1 pseudogene is annotated in these 771 nt (G+C 53.3%); it reads right to left on the bottom strand.

What is annotated here, in order from left to right:
- A pseudogene (locus tag PLU01S_RS25940) lies at nt 1-771 on the bottom strand (hypothetical protein); the annotation flags it as partial.

Raw genomic sequence — 771 nt, 5'->3', positions numbered from 1 at the left:
TGCTTCGATGAAATCGAGCCCATAAGGCAGATCCTGGATATTCTCCTTTTCTCTTTCGTCCGAGGTGTTAATCGTGCCTGTAGACGCAAAGAGCTGAGAGTATCTAAACGATGCATTACCAAGCGAGTGGACGTTATCAGAGACCGGGCGAACAGTCGGCGATACCAGTTGCGCGCCTTCAACCTGAACGACACCCTGAAGGTTGGCCGTGCCGCCGCCAAGGAACAGGATACGGCTGTCGTATGCTGCGCCTTGACCGCCTGACCGGCCTTGGATGCTAATAATTGAGTTAGTAGTCTGGTCGCCAAGGATTACAGTAGTGGCGGGGCCTGTTAATGCCATGCCAGTTCTGGCGATATCTACACCCTGGGCACTGATGAGTGACGTTGCAAAGTTAACGTTTCTAACATCAATCAAGCGATCCAGCGTATTCGTGCCCGCTGGCTGAATCTTCAGGAACACGCTGTCGGCGTCAAACGGCCATTTGCCATTAGCGTCATGGCAGTAGATGCCGTACTTCCAACCCTTTGTGCTTCCGCCAAGGTTTGAGATTGCAATGGCAGCATCAACGTTATATCCGCGCTCACCGATAAACGATGCCACCTGCACACCCGAGTGATAAGACACGCGGTCGTTATTGCCTGCAGCGATGTAGGTATTGAACTCACAAGACGTCAGGTTGGCCGCGTGCTTTGCGCTACCCAGCACACCCGCATATGAGCTGATACCAAAATAGGCACCCTTCAGGCTGGCAGCTGTTCCGCCATCCCC

The organism is Pseudomonas luteola NBRC 103146, from assembly GCF_002091675.1.
Lineage (GTDB): Bacteria > Pseudomonadota > Gammaproteobacteria > Pseudomonadales > Pseudomonadaceae > Chryseomonas > Chryseomonas luteola.
Note: the sequence above shows the minus strand (reverse complement) of the source record. Positions and strands in the feature narration are given on the sequence as shown.